Below are 17,470 nucleotides of genomic sequence, written 5' to 3'. Positions count from 1 at the left end.
GCTACCGCTTGGGTGGCAGCACCGGGGAGTCCCAGGCGCGGGCGAAGCGCCGCTTGTCCACCGCGTTGGTCTCCCTACTGCGGTAGACCACGTACGGCCGCACCAGGTAGCCGATCGGCGCGCTGAACATGTGCACGAGCCGCGTGTACGGCCAGACTCCGATGAGCGTGATGACGATGAGGCCGTGCGCCTGGAAGGTCCACGGCGTGCCCACCATGAGTTCCGGCTCCGGATGCGCGGTGAAAAGGCTGCGGAACCACGGCGATACGGTTTCGCGGTAGTTGTACGTGCCCCACAGCAGGTTGCTGCCCACGGTGTTGAGCAACCCGGTGATGAGCGCGCCCGCGAGCAACGCGTACATGAATTTGTCATTGGTGGTGGTCGCCTGCCGCACGGCGGAGACCGTGAAGCGCCGGTACAGCAGGATGGCGATGCCGAGAATGACCGCGACGCCCGCGACGGTGCCGGCCGATACCGCGACCACGTGATACAGGTGGTCGGAGATGCCGATGGCCGCGGTCCACGATGCCGGAATCAGCACGCCCAGCACATGTCCGCCGATCACCCCGAGCATGCCGAAGTGGAACAGCGGGCTGCCCAGGCGCAGCAGCCGCGATTCGTAGATCTGCGAAGACCGTGTGGTCCAGCCGAATTGGTCGTTGCGATACCGCCACAGATGGCCCAGCACGAAAGAGGTGAAGGCGATGTAGGGCAGGGTCATCCACAGGGTGCTGGTCATCGGCGGCCTTCCGCTCCGGTGAAGGACAGGGGATCCATGGCGAACGGCTCCAGGCCGACTTCTTCCTCGGGCGGTCCCTGCGCGGCGAGTTCGGCGATGCGCCTGCGGTCGGCGGTGGTGACCGGCGGCAGCGTGGCGGTGACCGCGGCCAGCACGCCGGAATAGGGGGATCCGCTGTCGGACAGGGACAGTCGCAGCAGTTCGAGTACGGGGACGTGCTCGCCCAGCAGGCGCTCGCCGCCCACCGGATCGACGGTGGCCGCGAATTCCAGCAGCACCGGCAGGAAGTCGGGCAGTTCCTCGTCGCCGATTTCCATGCCCGCGTGCCGGTAGGCGTGTTTGAAGCGCAGTAGCGCCATGCCGCGCTTGCGGGTGTCGCCGTACGCGTAGTAGCTCAGGTGCAGGCTGGCGCGCCGGCGCATGTCGAAGGTCTCGACATACTCCTGCGCCAGCGCGATGGGCGCACCCGAGCGCAGATGCTCGATGATCGGTTCCAGGTGTACACGCACCGAGCTCGGCAATTCGCCCGCGGCATCGGCCAGTTCGCCGATGAATTCGAGTGCCTTGACGCTCGGGTAGTCCAGCAGCAGCGCGCACAGTCGCCACACCAGTCGCCGGTCGCGATCCGAGAGCGCGACGGCCGGTTCGGGCCGGCGGCGGAGTTTGAGCAGGTTCACGGCGTCACTCCGGCCTGGAGGGATGACGCGGTCGCGTCACCCGGGCCGCTCGCGATCGGGCGATCGGCCCGGGCGTTCGGGTAGTCCAGCGCCAGCGCGCCCAGTCGCCAGGCCAGCCGGGAATCGTGCTGGGCGATCGGTGCGGCCGGTGCGGTGCGGCGGCGCAGGGTGAACAGCTTCATCGGGCCGCTCCCGCCGGGAGCGTGGATTCGGGTTCGTGCGCGCCGCCGTTGCCGTTGGCCGCGGACCCGTTGTGCCCGTTGCCGTTCGAGCCACCGCCGTTCGAAGCGTTGCCGTTCGAACCGTTGCCGTTGCCGTTGCGCCCCGGCAGCAGACCGGAGGCGTTCTTGCCGTCCCAGTTGAGCAGATTGATGCGCGTGGACTTCTCGTCCGGCGCCGCGCCATTGGTATCGGTGAGGTGGAACTTCTCCGCCATCACGTCGAAGGCGGTCATGCCCGGCCCGCCGTCGGTATCGAGACTGCAGCCGGTGGCGAGTGAATCCAGTTCGTGCGCACGCGAAGTCGCACCCTGCGGAATCACGTACCGGTGCTCGTACTTGGCGATGGCCAGCAGCCGGTACATGGCCTCGATCTCCTCCGGCTCGAGGCCCACCGAATCCGGAATGGTGAGATCGGGTTCCTGGCCGAGGTTGATCGAGCGCATGAACGAGCGCATGCCCGCGAGGCGTTGCAGCGAGGAGCGCACCGGGCCGAGTTCACCGGCGGTGAAGAGTTCGGCCAGGTATTCCAGGGGGATGCGCAGCGCGTCGATGGCCCCGAAGAGGTTGTCGACGTTCTCCCCGTCGTGCCCGGTTTCGGACAGCACGTCCACCACCGGCGACAGCGGCGGCACGTACCAGACCATCGGCATGGTGCGGTATTCCGGATGCAGCGGCAACGCGATCTGGTAGTCGACGATGAGCTTGTAGCACGGCGAATCCTGCGCCGCCTGAATCCATTCCGGTGAGATCCCGGCCGCTTCGGCCTCGGCGATCACGCGCGGATCGTGCGGATTGAGGAACACCCCCAGCTGCGCGGGGTACAGGTCCTTGTCGTCCTGGACCTCACACGCGGCCTGCACGGCATCGGCGTCGTACAGCATGACGCCGATGTAGCGCAGTCGCCCGACGCAGGTCTCCGAGCACACGGTCGGAATGCCGACCTCCACGCGCGGGTAGCAGAAAGTACATTTCTCCGCCTTGCCCGTCTTGTGGTTGAAGTAGATCTTCTTGTACGGGCAGCTGCTCACGCACTGCCGCCAGCCGCGGCACTTGTCCTGATCGACGAGCACGATGCCGTCTTCGGAGCGCTTGTAGATCGCGCCGGACGGGCACGCGGCCGCGCAGGAGGGATTGAGGCAGTGCTCGCAGATGCGCGGCAGGTAGAACATGAAGGTCTCCTCGAATTCGAGTTTGACCTTGTCCTCCAGCTTGCCCAGCAGCGGATCCTTGGCGACCTGCTCGGGTCCCGAGCCCAGTGAGTCGTCCCAGTTGGCGCCCCAGGTGACCTTGGCGTCCTCGCCGGTGATGAGCGATTTCGGCCGGGCCACCGGGCTGGTGTCCATGGCCGGGGCCGAGAGCAGATTCTCGTAGTCGTAGCTCCACGGGTCGTAGTAGTCCGACACCGTGGGCAGATCCGGATTGGCGAAGATGTTGAGCAGTCGCTTCATCCGCGAGCCGGACTTGAGGGTGAGTTTGCCCTTCTTGTTGAGGGTCCACCCGCCCTTCCACTTCTCCTGGTCCTCGTAGCGGCGTGGATAGCCCTGTCCCGGACGGGTTTCCACGTTGTTGAACCAGACGTACTCGGTGCCGCCGCGGTTGGTCCACGCCTGCTTGCAGGTGACCGAGCAGGTGTGGCAGCCGATGCACTTGTCGAGGTTCATGACCATCGCGAGCTGTGCCATGACGCGCATGTCAGTACTCCACTTCCTGCGAGCGCTTACGAATCGTCGTCACTTCGTCGCGCTGATTTCCGGTGGGGCCGTGGTAGTTCAGCGCGAAGGACTGCTGGGCGTAACCACCGATGAGATGCGAGGGCTTGATCATGATGCGGGTGAGCGCATTGTGAATGCCGCCGCGTTTGCCGCGACCCTTGAAGTCGTCGGGCTTGTCGGCGCCGTTGCCGTTGGAGCCGTTGCCGTTGGAGCCGTTGCCGTTGGAGCTGTGGCCGTTGGAACCGTTGCCGCCCTTGCCGTTCGAGGCGACGGGCGGCCCCTCGATACGCGGCACGTTCACCGTGCGGTCCTGGGCGTGGTACATGAACACCGTGCCCTCGGGCATGCGGTGCGAGACGATCGCCCGGGCGACCACGACGCCGTTGCGGTTGACCGCCTCGATCCAGTCATTGTCCGCGACACCGATTTTCGCGGCGTCGACATTGGACATCCAGATGGCCTGACCGCCGCGCGAGAGCGTGAGCATGTGCAGGTTGTCCTGGTACGCGGAGTGGATCGACCACTTGGAGTGCGGCGTCAGATAGCGCACGGTCACGCCGCCGTGCTCGTTCACCGAGCCGATGCCGGGCTCGCTGAACAGCGCGGTCATGTCCAGCGGCGGCCGGTAGATCGGCAGCTGTTCGCCCAGTTCGATCATCCAGTCGTGATCGAGGTAGAAGTGCTGGCGGCCGGTCAGGGTGTGCCACGGCTTGAGTCGCTCGGTATTGATGGTGAACGGGGAGTACCGGCGGCCGCCGGTCTCGCTGCCCGACCATTCGGGCGAGGTGATGACCGGTACGGGCCGGGCCTGGGTGTCCGCGAAGGTGATGCGCTTGCCCTCGTGTTCGGCCGCCAGGTCCGCCAGCTTGGTGCCGGTGCGCTCCTCGAGATCCTCGAAGCCCTCCACGGCCAGTCGCCCGTTGGTGGTGCCGGACAGCGCCAGGATGGTCTCGGCGGCGTGCGTGTCCTTCGCCAGCGACGGACGCCCCTGCGCCACACCGGAAACCACGGCGCCGTTCTGGCCGCGCAGATATTCGACTTCCTCGGTGGGATGGGTGACCACGCCCTTGGTGGTCAGGCCCATGGTCTCCACCAACGGCCCGAGGGCGGCCATCTTCTCCGCAACCGCGGGGAAATTCCGTTCCACCACAACGAGTTTGGGCATCGTCTTACCCGGAATGGGCTCGCATTCGCCCTTCTTCCAGTCCAGCACGCGCCCGCCGGCCTGGGCCAGCGCGTCGGCGGTGTCGTGCTGCAGCGGCACCGCCACGATGTCCTTGCGGACGCCGAGGTGCTTCTCCGCGAGCCACGAGAAGCCGCGCGCGATGCGGTGGAAGGCGTCGAAGTCGGTGCGGGTCTCCCACGGCGGGGAGATGGCCGGGGTGAAGGCGTGCACGAAGGGGTGCATGTCGGTGGAGGACAGATCGTGCTTCTCGTACCAGGTGGCGGCGGGCAGCACGATGTCGGAGTACATGGTGGTGCTGGTCATGCGGAAGTCCAGGGACAGCAGCAGATCCAGCTTGCCGGTGGCCCCCTCCTCGCGCCAGACGAGTTCCTGCGGCCGCACGCCGGTGGCCTCGCCGGTCTGCAGGTTGGAGTCCGCGCCCAGCAGATGCTTGTGGAAGTACTCGTTGCCCTTGCCCGAGGAGCCGAGCAGATTGGCGCGCCACACGGTGAGCACGCGCGGGAAGTTCTCCGGGGCGTCGGGGTCCTCGCAGGCGAAGCGCAGCTCACCGGACTTCAGCCCGTCGACCACGTACTCGGCCGCGCTCTTGCCCGCGGCTTCGGCCTCGTCGGCCAGGTCCAGGGGATTGCGGTTGAGCGTCGGGTAGGACGGCATCCAGCCCAAACGCGTCGCGAGCGCGATGTTGTCGGCGGCGGTGCGCCCGGCGAACTCGCCCTTGGCCAGCGGGGAGGCGAAGGCCTCGGAGGTGAAGGGGTCGTAGCGCCACTGATCGTTGGTCAGGTACCAGAACACGGTGCCCTGCATCTGACGCGGCGGGCGCTGCCAGTCCAAGCCGAAAGCCAGTGTGGCCCAGCCGGTTACCGGACGGCACTTCTCCTGGCCCACGTAGTGCGCCCAGCCGCCGCCGTTCACGCCCTGGCAGCCGGTGAGCAGCGTCAGGGTGAAGAAGGCGCGGTAGATCTGGTCGGAGTGGAACCAGTGGTTGGTGCCCGCGCCCATGAGGATCATGGAGCGGCCGCCGGATTTATCGGCGTTGTCGGCGAATTCGCGGGCGATGCGCGCCGCCTGCACCGCGGGGACGCCGGTGATCTGTTCCTGCCAGGCCGGTGTGTACGGCTCACTCGGATCGTCGTACCCGGTAGGCCAGCTACCGGGCAGCCCTGATCGCGCTACCCCGTATTGGGCCAGCAACAGGTCGAACACCGTCGTCACCCGCTTACCCGCCACGACGGTGGTCGGCACACCGCGCGTGAGGACGCCCGCGGTGGGCTCGTCGAAGCGGGGGAACTGCACGGCCGCAGCGTCATCGGTACGGCCGTGCAGAGTCAGCAGGGGATCGGTGTCCCCGAGATCCAGGTTCCACTTGCCCTTGCCCGCTTCGGTGAAGCGGTCGCCGAGGGATCCGTTGGGCACCTGGGGATTCGCGTCGCCGTCCAGCAGGACCGGTTTGAATTCCACACCTTCGCCGGTCCGACCGAGATCGGCGGCGGTGAGGAACTTGCCCGGTACCGCGACGCCGTCCTTGTCCTCGAGCGTGATGAGGTACGGCAGGTCGGTGTAGCGCTTGATGTAGTCGTCGAAGCGCTCGGTGCGCTTGGCGACGAAGAACTCGTTCAGCACGACGTGGCCCATGGCCATGGCGAGCGCGGCGTCGGTGCCGGGGCGGGCGGGCATCCACTCGTCGGCGAACTTGGTGTTGTCGGCGTAGTCCGGGGAGACCACCACGACCTTCTGGCCGCGATACCGGGCCTCGGTCATGTAGTGCGCGTCCGGGGTTCGGGTCACCGGGACGTTGGAGCCCCACATGATGAGGTAGCCGGCGTCGAACCAGTCCGCGGATTCGGGCACGTCGGTCTGATCGCCGAAGACCTGCGGCGAGGCCACCGGCAGGTCGGCGTACCAGTCGTAGAACGACAGCATGGAGCCGCCGATCAGCGAGATGAAGCGCGCGCCGACGGCATGGCTGACCATGGACATCGCCGGAATCGGGGAGAAGCCGGCGACCCGGTCGGGACCGTACTTCTTGATGGTGTGCACGTGGGCGGCGGCGGCCATCTCCGCGGCCTCCCACCACTCGGCGCGCACGAAGCCGCCGCGACCGCGAGCGGACTTGTAGGACTTCGCCTTTGCGGGATCCTCGACGATGGACTCCCACGCCAGCACCGGATCCTTGAGTCGGGTCTTGGCCTCGCGGTACAGCTCCAGCAGCACGCCGCGCACATACGGGTAGCGGATGCGCGCGGGGGAGTAGGTGTACCAGGAGAACGACGCGCCGCGCGGGCAGCCGCGGGGTTCGTATTCGGGCTTGTCCGAGCCCACCGAGGGGTAGTCGGTCTGCTGCGACTCCCAGGTGATCACGCCGTCCTTGACGTAGATCTTCCAGGAGCACGAACCGGTGCAGTTCACACCGTGCGTGGAGCGCACCACCTTGTCGTGGGACCAGCGATCACGATAGAACTCGTCGGCCTCGCGTCCGCCCACCTGATGCAGGGTGCGCAAATCGCCGGAAACCTCACCGCGATTGAAGTACTTTCCCAGTCGAAGAAGTGCATCCGCGGAGGAAGTTCCGGTATGCGAGTTAGCCATGACGCCCCCATCGAGTGAGAAAAACCGGGCTGCTGGCTCGACTGTAGGGACGTCATTGCGGGCATCAAAACCATGTTCTCACAGTGCGCGATGGCCGATGGTGAGTTGTGAGATCGCCGCAACCTCACGGTCACTGCGCGATAGCGGCGATACCCCCTATGATCTGGCGTGACCTGCGGTTACCGCGGGTGAACCGCTGAAATGCCGCTCGTTCCAGGGGTTCCGGAGTGGTCACGGTGATGCTTTGGAAACGGCTGGTTCTCCGGCGGTTTACATTTGTTAACACGTTTCGGAAGGGGACCTGTACGCGATTTTCCGCCAACCCGGCTACCGTGTCGCGCTTACGGAGTGGCGTGGATTACTCATCGGTATTCGTGTTTGCTGAATGATCGCCGATGAATATCGCGCGGTCGCGGGTGCGGTATGAAAGCCGCACCGCGCTGTCTCGAATCGGTGTCTCGAATCGGACATTTCAACGCCGCCGCCGATGGCGGCGGCGCGTAAATCCCCATTCCGCTCGTCGGGCTCAGCCGACGGGCTCGGCGTCCCGGGGGCGCTTGAACCAGGCGGAGGCGCTGGACTGGCACAGCAGGATCAGCACCGCCAGTCCGACGATCAGGCCCAGCGGCCCCGGCGGCGACTGACTCGCCGCCCCGCCCAGGCCCATGAGCATGGTGATGACCGCGAGCACGATGGCCGTCACGCGGATCCCGTTGCCACCCGATCCGAACCCGAATGCGAAGCCCGCCAGCAGGATCGGGACCGCGAAGCCGCCGACCGCCACGCCGGCCGCGTAGGCGTCGCCGAGTGCGGACACCGCCACCACGATGACGAGCCCGAGTCCGCCGAAGAGGAAGGAGACCACCCGCGCGGCCTTGACCGACGCGGGCATGGTCGCGGGCTGGGGCGCGTACGGCCCATAGGGGTTGTAGCCGTGCGGATTCGGCGGATAGCCGTAGCCCTGGTTCCCGCCCGTCGGGAACGGCGGCATCGGCTCGTATCCGCCGGGAGCCTGCGCCCCGCCCGGCGGCACGGCCGTGGCGGCGTACGGGGACCCCGGCGCCGGCGCGGCATGCATCGCCGGAAACGGCGTGGTCGGCGGGTAATTCGGGACCTCGGGCGCGGGTTCGGGCGGTGCGCCCGCCGCGCTCGCCGGATCCGGCTGCCCCCACACCGCGGGCAGTTCGGCCGTGCCGTACGGCGAGCGTACGCCCGCCCCGGGCTCGGCTGTCGCGCCCGCGTTCGTATGCTCGCCGTCGCGCGGGTCTTTCCCCAGTTCCACCGGTACATCCTCTGCAGTTGTGCGCCCGGCCTCCGTCCCACCGGGTACTTCGCTTCGCACGCTAGCAGTGGCACCCGACACAGCGGCGCGGTCTGGATCACACATTCTTCAGAAGGTGACCGAAGTCGTGGGACGACTCGGTGGCATCCCGCCGCGCCTCGAGCTAGATTGGAGTCATTCCAGAAAACGACCATCGTTCAGAAGGAGTGCGATATGACCACCACACTGTCCCGGACCCCGATCACCAGCCCGCTCGGTAAGGCCGAACAGAAGGCGGTCGGCCTGGCACTGCAGTCGGCGCTGACCGATCTCGTCGATCTGTCGCTGCTGGCCAAGCAGGCGCACTGGAACGTGGTGGGCCGCGACTTCAAGACCGTGCACCTGCACCTGGACGAGGTGGTCGACAGCGCCCGCGAGTTCTCCGACGCCGTCGCCGAACGCGCTGCGGCACTGGGTATCTCCCCGGACGGCCGCGCGGCGACCGTCGCCGAGGCCAAGGGCCTGCCGCAGCTGCCCACCGGCTATCTGCGCACCCATGAAGCGGTATCGGGCATCGTCGAGGTACTGGACAAGCTGACCCAGCGCCTGCGCGGCCATATCGCCGCCACCGAGACCGCGGACCCGGTCACCCAGGATCTGTTCATCTCCATCACGGCCAAGATCGAGGAGCATCGCTGGATGTTCCAGGCCCAGCTCGCGGACTGACCGGCGGCCGAACGGGAGCACAGCCCACTCCCGTTCGGCGGAACGGCTTTTCGCACGGCGCGGAACCGGACGTCCGGAACGCGACCGGTGTGAGTGCCCGGCCACCGACGATCGAAAGCCCGCCCGGCCTGCTGACGCCGGGCGGGCTTTCGCACGGGATCTCTATTCCGCGATCAGCTCCGCCTCGGAGTCCAGCGCCCGCTGTGTCTCCTCCGGGACGCCGATCGAGCCCGGCAGGTAGGTGACCGAGCGCAGCGCGCCCGAGTAGCGGAAGACGCCGCGGCGTTCGCGCAGGTCCCAGGAGACCGGGCCGCGGGCGTCGAGCCCGACGGTGATGCCCGTCCACGGCGCCATGCCCACCAGTTGCACCTGGTCCGTCAGCACGGCGGCCTGCACGCCGTCGATGCCGAGGGAGAAGTCCCAGCGCAGATGCGGCCGCACCGTCGCGGACACGCTCAGATTCCGGCTGCCCGCCGGGATGGGACCGGCGTCCACGGTGTGCTCGCGGCCGTAGGCGTTGTAGGTGAAGTGCAGGCGATCGTGCTCCACGTAGAGCACATAGCCGCCGAGCGGATCACCGTGCGACACGAGCACACCCGCGTCTCCCGGCTCGAACCCGGCGAGTTCGGCGGCGATGGTGAAGTCCCGGTACGCGATCAGGCGCTGGGAGCGGTAGCGCTCGAGCGTGGCGGTGCCGGGCAGGATGCGGACGCGGTCGGTGAGCCGGGCCTCCTCGGGCCGGCGCAGGGCCAGATCCTGGCGCGTGAGCAGCGGGAACACCGTGTTGTTCCAGGCGGCCTCATCCCAGGCGGCAGCCAGTTCGGCCACCTTCTCCGGGAATCGCTCGGACAGATCGTGCAGTTCGGTGGGATCGGTGCGGACGTCGAAGAGCTGCCAGCGCGGATCATCGATGCCGCGCGCGGGCTCCAGCAGCGCCAGCAGTTTCCAGCCGTCCCGGTAGAAACCGCGATGCCCGGTCATCTCCGAATACTGTTCGGTGTGCCGGGACACCGCGCCCGGATCACGCAGCACATCGACCGCGGACACGCCGTCGAAATCCTTGGCGGGCAAGCCGTTCCGGACGGTGGGCCGCTCGAGCCCGGCCAGTTCCAGCAGGGTGGGAGCCAGATCGGTGACGTAGGTGTACTCCTGGCGCACGCCCGCGTCATCGGTGGTGCGCGGCAGACCCTTGGGCCAGGACAGCACGAACGGCACCCGGACACCACCCGCGAAGGTCTGGCCCTTGTAGAAGCGGAACGGGGTGTTGGAGGCCTGCCCCCAGCCGCGCGGATAGTGCACGCCCAGCCGGGCGGTGCCGATGAGTTCGTCGTCGTGCGGCACGTCGCGTTCCCAGTCCGGCTCGTCCACCTGGGCGAACTGCGCGAAGTAGGTGCGGGTGCCCTCGGGCCCGCCCTCCGCGGTACCGCCGTTGTCCGAGGTGAACACGATGATCGTGTTGTCCAGCTCGCCGAACTGCTCCAGGGTCTCCACGATCCGCCCCAGGCTCTGGTCGATGCTGTCGACCATGCCCGCGTACACCTCCATGTACCGCTCGAAGCGCGACTGCTGCTCCGGGGTCAGCGAATCCCATTCCTGCGCTTCGTAACCCGGTTCGGTGTTGCGCGGCTTCTGCTCGGTGCCCGGCGGGAACAGCCCCCGGGCCAGCTGCTCGGCGAACCGGCTCTGGCGCAGCCGGTCCCAGCCCTCTTTGTACCGGCCCCGGTATTTGGCCTGATCCGCGGGTTTGGCCTGCAACGGCCCGTGCATGGCGGTGTGCGCGAAGTACAGGAAGAACGGTTTGGTCGCGTCGTGCGCGCGCAGATTCTTGAGGTAGCCGATGGCGCGATCGGTGTAATCGTCGGTGAGATAGTAATTCTCGGGAAACTCCTCGACCTCCACCGCGGAGCTGTCCGAGATCAGTTGATTCGGATGATAGAAGGAGTTCAGGCCCTCCAGCGATCCGTAATAGCGGTCGAATCCGCGCTGGGTCGGCCAGGAATCGCGATGCGCGCCCGGATGCAGCGTGGCGTCACGCACCAGATGCCACTTTCCGACCGCGTAGGTGGCATATCCGTTGGCGCGCAGAATCTCCGGCAGGGTGAGCACGTCATCGGCGAGTTCGAGGCGCAGTCCCGGATATCCCGGATCGGCGTTGGCGACGAAACCGAAACCCGCGCGGTGGGAATTCACACCGGTCAGCAGGGCGGCGCGGGACGGCGAGCACAGCGGCGTGGTGTGAAAGTTGGTGAGCCGCAGGCCCGTGGCGGCCAGGCGGTCCAGGGTCGGGGTCTCGATCTCCGAGCCGAACGGCCCGATATCGCTGAATCCCATATCGTCGACCAGCACCACGATGATGTTGGGCGCACCGGCGGGGGCGGCGGGCGGATAAACCCATTCGGGGGTCGAATCGGCGGTGGTGCGGCCGATCTCGCCGGCGAAGTTCTCATAGCCACGGGCATGCGGGGGAACAGGCATCCGCCCAGCAAAGTTCCGGGTCCCGCCGCTCGCCAGGGTTTCATTCGTGCTGCGCGCAACCGGTGATCGGGTGCTCACCCGCTGTTACCGTCGCCGCCATGCACATCGGCCACCCCTGCGCGCCCCGCACCGGACTGCTCCGGTCCTCGCGGGTACAGGGCTGTCCGCATTGTGCCTGACGCGCCGGCCCGCGCGTAATTCTCCCTTTTCTCAAGTCCCCCAGGTGTGTTCAGCGCACCCCGCCGCCTGTCCAGCGGCTCATATCTCGAGGATCTTCAGATGAATACGTCCCCCCGTGGACTGGATCGCCGTCATTTCCTGCGCAACTCCGGCATCGCCGCGCTCGCCATCTTCGGTGGCGGCGCGCTGGCGGCCTGCACCTCGGCCGTGAACCAGAGCAAAGGCGGCGGCGACGACAACGCCGAGCCCGTGCGCGGCGGCACGCTGAAGTACGGCGTCCAGTTCGATCTGATCCCCTCGAACCTGCTCACCAACACCGGCACCACCCCGGCCGTGATCGGCCTGGTCTACGAATCGCTGGTCCGCTACCCGCACGACAAGCTGGAGCCGCAGCCGCTGCTCGCCGAGAAGTGGTCGCTGGCCCCGGACGGCAAGTCGATCACCCTGGACCTGCGCAAGGATGTGAAGTTCCACAGCGGACGCGGATTCACCGCCAAGGACGTGGAATTCGCGCTGCGCACCTACGCCGATCCCAAGTGGACCGCGCAGCTCAAGAGCACCGCCGCGGCCATCACCGGCTTCGACATCATCGATCCGTACCGCATCACCCTGAGCTTCGCGCATCCGCTGGGCAACATCTTCGACCTGCTCGACACCGTGCCCATCCTGGACAGCGAGAGCATCGATCAGGTCGGCACCGGCGAGAAGCTCATCGGCACCGGGCCGTTCCGCTTCGTCTCGCGAATCCCGAACCAGCAGCTGGTCTTCGAACGCAACCCCGACTACCGGATCCCGGAGCGGCCGTACCTGGACCGGGTCGAGTTCACCGTCATCGCGGACAACCAGGCCCAGCTCAACGCGCTCAAGTCCGGCCAGATCCATTTCGCGGACGCCATCAGCTACCGCGACAACGAGAACCTGGCCAAGAACGACGAGTACAAGGTCATCGCCTACGAGGGCGCCGAACTCCAGCTCTACGTGGGCGCGAACGTCTCCGATCCCGCGCTCGCCGACGTGAAGCTGCGCCAAGCCATCGCCTTCGCCCTCGATCGCGAGCGCATCATCACCGAGGTCTTCCGCGGCGCGGGCTACCCGCTGAACGTGCCGTGGCCCAAGGGTTCCCCGGCCTTCGACGCCGGGCGCAACACCCGCTACCAGCGCGACGTGTCCAAGGCCAAGCAGATCCTGTCGGGCCTGCCCAAGCCGCCGAAGGTGCCGCTGACCTTCGTCGCGGGCATCGCCGCCTACGAGGCCGCCTCGCAGATCGTGCAGGCCAACCTCGCCGAGGTCGGCATCGAGGTCGAGCTGGTGCCGATCGACAACGCCACCTTCGTCAAGCAGCTCATCGGCGCGCAGTTCCCGGGCTTGTGGATCACCGACCACTCCTGGGCACAGTTCGTGCCCTCCACGCTCACCGTCAGCGCCTACCCGTTCAACGCCCGCAAGAACGCCTCGCGCTTCGAATCGCCCGCCTACGTGGCCGCGGCCGACGCCGCCTGGAAGCTGCCCCAGGGCACCGGGCCCGAGGCGGCCAAGGCCTACCAGGCGCTGAGCGATCAGCTGCTGGAGTCGCTGTTCCTGATCGAGATCGGCGTGCACCACCCGCAGGGCACCTCCACCCGGAAACTGCACGCGGTCAACTGGACCAAGCGCCGCGAACTCGATCTGCGCGAGGCGTTCCTCTCGTGACCGGGTACCTGCTGCGCCGGGTGCCCTCGGCGGTGGCGGTGCTCTTCGGAGCGTCGGTGCTGATCTTCCTGCTGCTGCGCCTGGTCCCCGGCGACCCGGCCACCACGCTGGCCGGGCCCGACGCGAGCCCGGAGTCCATCGCCGCCATCCGGCAACAGCTCGGCCTCGACAAATCCATTCCCGCGCAATACCTGACCTGGGTGAGCGATGTGCTCTCCGGCGATCTCGGGCGCTCGTACATCATCGGCGGGCAGATCGCCGACCTCGTCGGGCGCGGGCTCACCAACACCCTCGTGCTCACCGCCTTCGCGCTGGTGCTCGCGGTGACCATCTCGCTCGCGGTCAGCGTCGCGGCGGTGCTGTGGGATCGCAGGTGGCTCAACGCCGTCGTCGCCGCGGCCAATACCGTGGCGGTCGCGGTGCCGGTCTTCGTGACCGGCGTCCTGCTCGTGCTGGTGTTCGCCGTCGCCATCCCGGTCCTGCCGGCCGGCGGGGTGCCCCCGGACGGCTTCATCGCCCGGCCCGACATCGCCGTGCAGTACCTGCTGCTGCCCGGCATCTGCCTGGCGCTGCCGGTGACCGCGGCCCTGACCCGCTTCCTCACCGAATCGCTGCGCACCGAACTGCGCAAGCCCTACGTGCTGACCGCCCGGGCCCTGGGCATCTCGCATCGCGAGATCGTCACCCGCGGCGCGCTGCGCAACGCCCTGCCGACCATGCTCACCGTGCTCGGCATCCAGACCGGGCAGCTGCTGGGCGGTGCGGTGCTGGTGGAGGCCGCCTTCGCCTGGCCCGGCATCGGCCAGCTCATCGAACAGGGCATCAACCGGCGCGACTACCCGGTGGTGCAGGCGCTGCTGCTGTTCTCGGTGGCGGTCTTCGTCGCCATCCAGCTCACCACCGACATCGTGCACGCCTACCTCGACCCCCGCATCCGCATCGGAGGCCGATCATGAGCGGTATCTCACCGTCGACCACCGATCCGTCGAAAACCCCCGTGCCCGAGCTCGATCCCGGCGTACTCGACCCCACCGTCGGCACGGCCGTGGAAACCGCCGACCGGCACGCCGATTCGGCGCGCCCGCTGCTGCGGGCCCTGCGCAGGGGGCAGGGCCTGGCCGGGGTGCTGCTGGTGGGCGTCATCGCCCTCGCCGGACTCGCCGCCGGACTGCTCACGGACTACGGTCCGCTGGAACAGATCCCGGGCGCCAACCTCGTCGGGCCCAGCGGTGAGCACTGGTTCGGCACCGACAACCTCAACCGCGACATCTTCTCCCGCGTGCTGTACGGCATTCGCATCGATCTGATCATCGCCTTCACCGCCGTGCCGATCGGCGCGGTGATCGGGGCCCTGGCGGGACTGCTGGCGAGCGTGAACACGATCGCCGACGTCATCACCCAGCGCGTGTTCGACCTGATCCTGGCCTTCCCGGCGCTCATCTTCGCCATCGCGCTGGCCGCGGTCACCGGGCCCGGCGCGCACGCGGTGATCGTGGTGATCATCGCGGCCGAGATCCCCATCTTCGGCAGGCAGATTCGCACCGCCATCCTGGCCGTGCGTGAACAGCCCTACGTGGAGGCGTCGGAGGTCATCGGCGCGAGCACCTGGTGGACGCTGCGGAAACACGTGCTGCCCAACGTGATCGAGCCCATCTCGGTCCAGCTGGCGCTGTCGCTGTCCATCGCGGTGTTCATCGAGAGCGCCATGAGCTTCATCGGCATCGGCGTGCGGCCGCCCGAACCCTCACTGGGCTCGCTCATCTCGGCTTCCATCGACAATCTCGACGCCAATCCGGCGTTCGCGGTCGGACCGCTGCTCGTGGTCTCCGGCCTGACCCTCGGATTCCTTTTGATCGCCCAGGCACTGGGCCGCGCCCGGAGGATCGGATGAGCGACAACGAGCAAGTCCCCACCGGCGCGCTGCTCGAGGTCCGGGATCTGGTGGTGCGATTCGGTGACCGCGTCGTGGTGGACGGGGTGCACGTGCGCGTGGACCGCGGCGAAACCGTCGCGCTGGTAGGCGAATCCGGCTCCGGCAAATCCCTGACCGCGCGGGCCGTGCTCGGTCTGCTGCCCGACGGCGCAGGGGCCGCCGGATCCATTCGACTGGGCGGCGCCGAGATCATCGGCGCCCCCGACGCCGAACTGCGCGCCCTGCGGGGGACCCGCGCGGCCATGGTGTTCCAGGAGCCGCAGACCGCGCTGAACCCGGTTCAGAAGATCGGCACCCAGCTCACCCAGGCGCTGCGCGCGCACGCGGCGAACGGCGCCGGGGCGGCGCAGGGCTCGATCACCAAGGCGGAAGCCAGAACCCGGGCCATCGAGCTGCTCACTCTGGTCGACATCCCCGAGCCCGACAAGCGCGTGGACTGGTATCCGCATCAGCTCTCCGGCGGCCAGAAACAGCGCGTGGTCATCGCGCTGGCGCTGTCGGGCGAGCCGGACCTGCTCATCGCCGACGAACCCACCACCGCCCTCGACGTGACCGTGCAGGCCGAAATCCTGGACCTGCTGCGCGAACTCCAGCGCCGCACCGGCACGGCCATCCTGTTCATCACGCACAACCTGGGTGTGGTGGCGGCCATCGCCGATCGCGTGGTCGTCATGCGCGCCGGACAGGTCGTCGAAACCCGGGGCGTGCACGAGCTTTTCGGCGATCCCCGCGAGGAGTACACCCGCACCCTGCTCGCCGCGGTGCCCGAGCTTCCGGAACGGACCGGGGCGGACGATCCGGCGGCGCCCGCCGAGCCGGCCCCCGCGCCGCCGGTCCGGATCGCGAAGCGGCCGGACGGCGACGTGATCGAGGTGGCGGGCGAGGCCGAGGTCGCGCGCGAGCCGTCCGGCGCCGCGGCAGCCACCCCGGACCCGGCCGAGACACCCGAACCGGTGCTGCGCGTCAGCGATCTGACCGTCGTCTACCGGCGCGGCCGCCAGGAGTTCCGAGCCCTGGACGGCGTCTCGCTCACCGTCGCGCCGCGCGAGGTGATCGGCCTGGTCGGCGAATCCGGCTCGGGCAAGAGCACACTCGGGCGCACCGCGCTGGGCCTGGTGCCCGCCACCGCGGGAGAGGTGGTGCTGCAGGGCGTTTCGCTCACCGGCCGCTCCACCCGCGAGCTGCGCGGCCTGCGCAAGAACGTCGCGCTGGTGCATCAGGACGTCACCGCGTCCCTGGATCCGCGTCGCACGCTGGAGGATTCCATCGGCGAGCCGCTGCTCGTGCATCGCGCCGCCTCCGGTGCGCTGCTGCGCGCACGGGTCGGGGATCTGCTGGATTCGGTGCGCCTGCCCCGGGAGTACGCCACCCGCCGCCCGGGCGAGCTCTCGGGGGGTCAGCGTCAGCGCGTCGCCCTGGCCCGGGCGCTGGCCCTGGCTCCGCGCCTGCTCATCGCCGACGAGCCGACCAGCGCCCTGGACGTGTCGGTGCAGGCCCAGGTGCTGGAGCTGTTCGCCGACCTGCGGGCGGAATACGGTTTCGCCTGCCTGTTCATCAGCCACGATCTGGCCGTGGTCCATCAGATCGCGGATCGGGTGGTGGTGCTGCGCCGGGGCGGCGTGGTCGAGACCGGACCGGTCGCGGAGGTCTTCCGCCGGCCGCGTGCGGACTACACCCGCAAACTTCTGGCAGCCGTCCCGGCCGCGACGCCGCGCCCACTCGTCGAAGCGCCGCGGGATTCATCCACCGTCGCCGCGCCATTCGCGGTCGGAGCCTGAGCAATACGCGTTTTCTCCGCGTATTCACGCTGTTGGGAAGGGGCGGTCCGGCCCTTTCCAATACAGACCAAATGGTCTTATTGGACCATTCGCGCAATACCGCGCCGAGCCCCCAATAGTGGGGGACAGGGGGTTCGGCGCGGTCTTCGCGCGTTCGCGCACCTTCCGCAATAGGCGCCCGTTGCGGGCGGAATATGCAGTCGATGGACGGAAATTCCTGCGGCCGAGCAGTATCGGGCGGCCACCGGCGCACACCGATACCGTCAGGGTCACCCGGTTATACAGATTGGGCAACTCGCGTGTACGC

General features: G+C 68.1%; 12 protein-coding genes. 5 read left to right on the top strand and 7 right to left on the bottom strand.

The window, feature by feature from the left end; genetic code table 11:
* Window position 1 precedes the first annotated feature (1 nt).
* From narI to ACFVBH_RS14155, 6 genes are all read right to left on the bottom strand, one after another.
* The gene (gene narI, locus ACFVBH_RS14180; RefSeq protein ID WP_379002017.1) at window positions 2-739 is read right to left on the bottom strand and encodes a respiratory nitrate reductase subunit gamma; all 738 of its coding nucleotides are present in this window, start codon (window positions 737-739) and stop codon (window positions 2-4) included.
* Entirely contained in the window at window positions 736-1,416 is a 681-nt protein-coding gene (gene narJ, locus ACFVBH_RS14175; protein ID WP_379002016.1) for a nitrate reductase molybdenum cofactor assembly chaperone, read from the bottom strand. Before narJ ends, narI begins: the two co-directional genes overlap by 4 nt.
* The gene (locus ACFVBH_RS14170; RefSeq protein ID WP_379002015.1) at window positions 1,413-1,598 is read right to left on the bottom strand and encodes a hypothetical protein; all 186 of its coding nucleotides are present in this window, start codon (window positions 1,596-1,598) and stop codon (window positions 1,413-1,415) included. The genes narJ and ACFVBH_RS14170 overlap by 4 nt, the downstream gene beginning before the upstream one ends.
* Complete coding sequence (narH, locus tag ACFVBH_RS14165) at window positions 1,595-3,319, bottom strand: nitrate reductase subunit beta (RefSeq protein WP_379002774.1); 1,725 nt, start codon at window positions 3,317-3,319, stop codon at window positions 1,595-1,597. Before narH ends, ACFVBH_RS14170 begins: the two co-directional genes overlap by 4 nt.
* A gap of 10 nt (window positions 3,320-3,329) precedes the next feature.
* A complete protein-coding gene (locus tag ACFVBH_RS14160; protein ID WP_379002014.1) occupies window positions 3,330-7,121 on the bottom strand; it encodes a nitrate reductase subunit alpha in 3,792 nt (1,263 codons plus the stop codon).
* A gap of 526 nt (window positions 7,122-7,647) precedes the next feature.
* Window positions 7,648-8,403 (bottom strand): hypothetical protein, encoded by a 756-nt coding sequence (locus tag ACFVBH_RS14155; protein ID WP_379002013.1) that lies wholly within the window; start codon window positions 8,401-8,403, stop codon window positions 7,648-7,650.
* 213 nt (window positions 8,404-8,616) lie between these two features.
* Between ACFVBH_RS14155 and ACFVBH_RS14150 the strand changes: the two genes are divergently transcribed.
* Complete coding sequence (locus ACFVBH_RS14150) at window positions 8,617-9,108, top strand: DNA starvation/stationary phase protection protein (RefSeq protein WP_354987595.1); 492 nt, start codon at window positions 8,617-8,619, stop codon at window positions 9,106-9,108.
* Between the two features lie 162 nt (window positions 9,109-9,270).
* On the opposite strand, the gene ACFVBH_RS14145 is transcribed toward ACFVBH_RS14150, so the two are convergent.
* The gene (locus tag ACFVBH_RS14145) at window positions 9,271-11,583 is read right to left on the bottom strand and encodes an arylsulfatase (protein WP_379002012.1); all 2,313 of its coding nucleotides are present in this window, start codon (window positions 11,581-11,583) and stop codon (window positions 9,271-9,273) included.
* Between the two features lie 279 nt (window positions 11,584-11,862).
* Here ACFVBH_RS14145 and ACFVBH_RS14140 point away from each other — a divergent pair, with 279 nt between their 5' ends.
* The 4 genes from ACFVBH_RS14140 to ACFVBH_RS14125 are packed head-to-tail and all read left to right on the top strand — an operon-like array spanning window position 11,863 to window position 17,163.
* On the top strand, window positions 11,863-13,452 hold the full coding sequence (locus ACFVBH_RS14140) for an ABC transporter substrate-binding protein (protein ID WP_354987593.1): 1,590 nt from the start codon (window positions 11,863-11,865) through the stop codon (window positions 13,450-13,452).
* On the top strand, window positions 13,449-14,408 hold the full coding sequence (locus ACFVBH_RS14135; RefSeq protein ID WP_354987592.1) for an ABC transporter permease: 960 nt from the start codon (window positions 13,449-13,451) through the stop codon (window positions 14,406-14,408). The genes ACFVBH_RS14140 and ACFVBH_RS14135 overlap by 4 nt, the downstream gene beginning before the upstream one ends.
* The gene (locus tag ACFVBH_RS14130) at window positions 14,405-15,343 is read left to right on the top strand and encodes an ABC transporter permease (RefSeq protein WP_354987591.1); all 939 of its coding nucleotides are present in this window, start codon (window positions 14,405-14,407) and stop codon (window positions 15,341-15,343) included. Before ACFVBH_RS14135 ends, ACFVBH_RS14130 begins: the two co-directional genes overlap by 4 nt.
* The gene (locus ACFVBH_RS14125; RefSeq protein ID WP_379002011.1) at window positions 15,340-17,163 is read left to right on the top strand and encodes a dipeptide ABC transporter ATP-binding protein; all 1,824 of its coding nucleotides are present in this window, start codon (window positions 15,340-15,342) and stop codon (window positions 17,161-17,163) included. Before ACFVBH_RS14130 ends, ACFVBH_RS14125 begins: the two co-directional genes overlap by 4 nt.
* Window positions 17,164-17,470: the final 307 nt, after the last annotated feature.

The sequence above is a fragment of the Nocardia sp. NPDC057668 genome (assembly GCF_042799795.1).
Taxonomy (GTDB): domain Bacteria; phylum Actinomycetota; class Actinomycetes; order Mycobacteriales; family Mycobacteriaceae; genus Nocardia.
Note: the sequence above shows the minus strand (reverse complement) of the source record. Positions and strands in the feature narration are given on the sequence as shown.

Coding starts and splice junctions, on each gene's coding strand:
- ACFVBH_RS14125 (WP_379002011.1), top strand. CDS start 15,340: ATGAGCGACAACGAGCAAGTCCCCACCGGCGCGCTGCTCGAGGTCCGG.
- ACFVBH_RS14140 (WP_354987593.1), top strand. CDS start 11,863: ATGAATACGTCCCCCCGTGGACTGGATCGCCGTCATTTCCTGCGCAAC.
- ACFVBH_RS14145 (WP_379002012.1), bottom strand. CDS start 11,583: ATGCCTGTTCCCCCGCATGCCCGTGGCTATGAGAACTTCGCCGGCGAG.
- ACFVBH_RS14130 (WP_354987591.1), top strand. CDS start 14,405: ATGAGCGGTATCTCACCGTCGACCACCGATCCGTCGAAAACCCCCGTG.
- narI (WP_379002017.1), bottom strand. CDS start 739: ATGACCAGCACCCTGTGGATGACCCTGCCCTACATCGCCTTCACCTCT.
- ACFVBH_RS14170 (WP_379002015.1), bottom strand. CDS start 1,598: ATGAAGCTGTTCACCCTGCGCCGCCGCACCGCACCGGCCGCACCGATC.
- ACFVBH_RS14160 (WP_379002014.1), bottom strand. CDS start 7,121: ATGGCTAACTCGCATACCGGAACTTCCTCCGCGGATGCACTTCTTCGA.
- ACFVBH_RS14150 (WP_354987595.1), top strand. CDS start 8,617: ATGACCACCACACTGTCCCGGACCCCGATCACCAGCCCGCTCGGTAAG.
- narH (WP_379002774.1), bottom strand. CDS start 3,319: ATGGCACAGCTCGCGATGGTCATGAACCTCGACAAGTGCATCGGCTGC.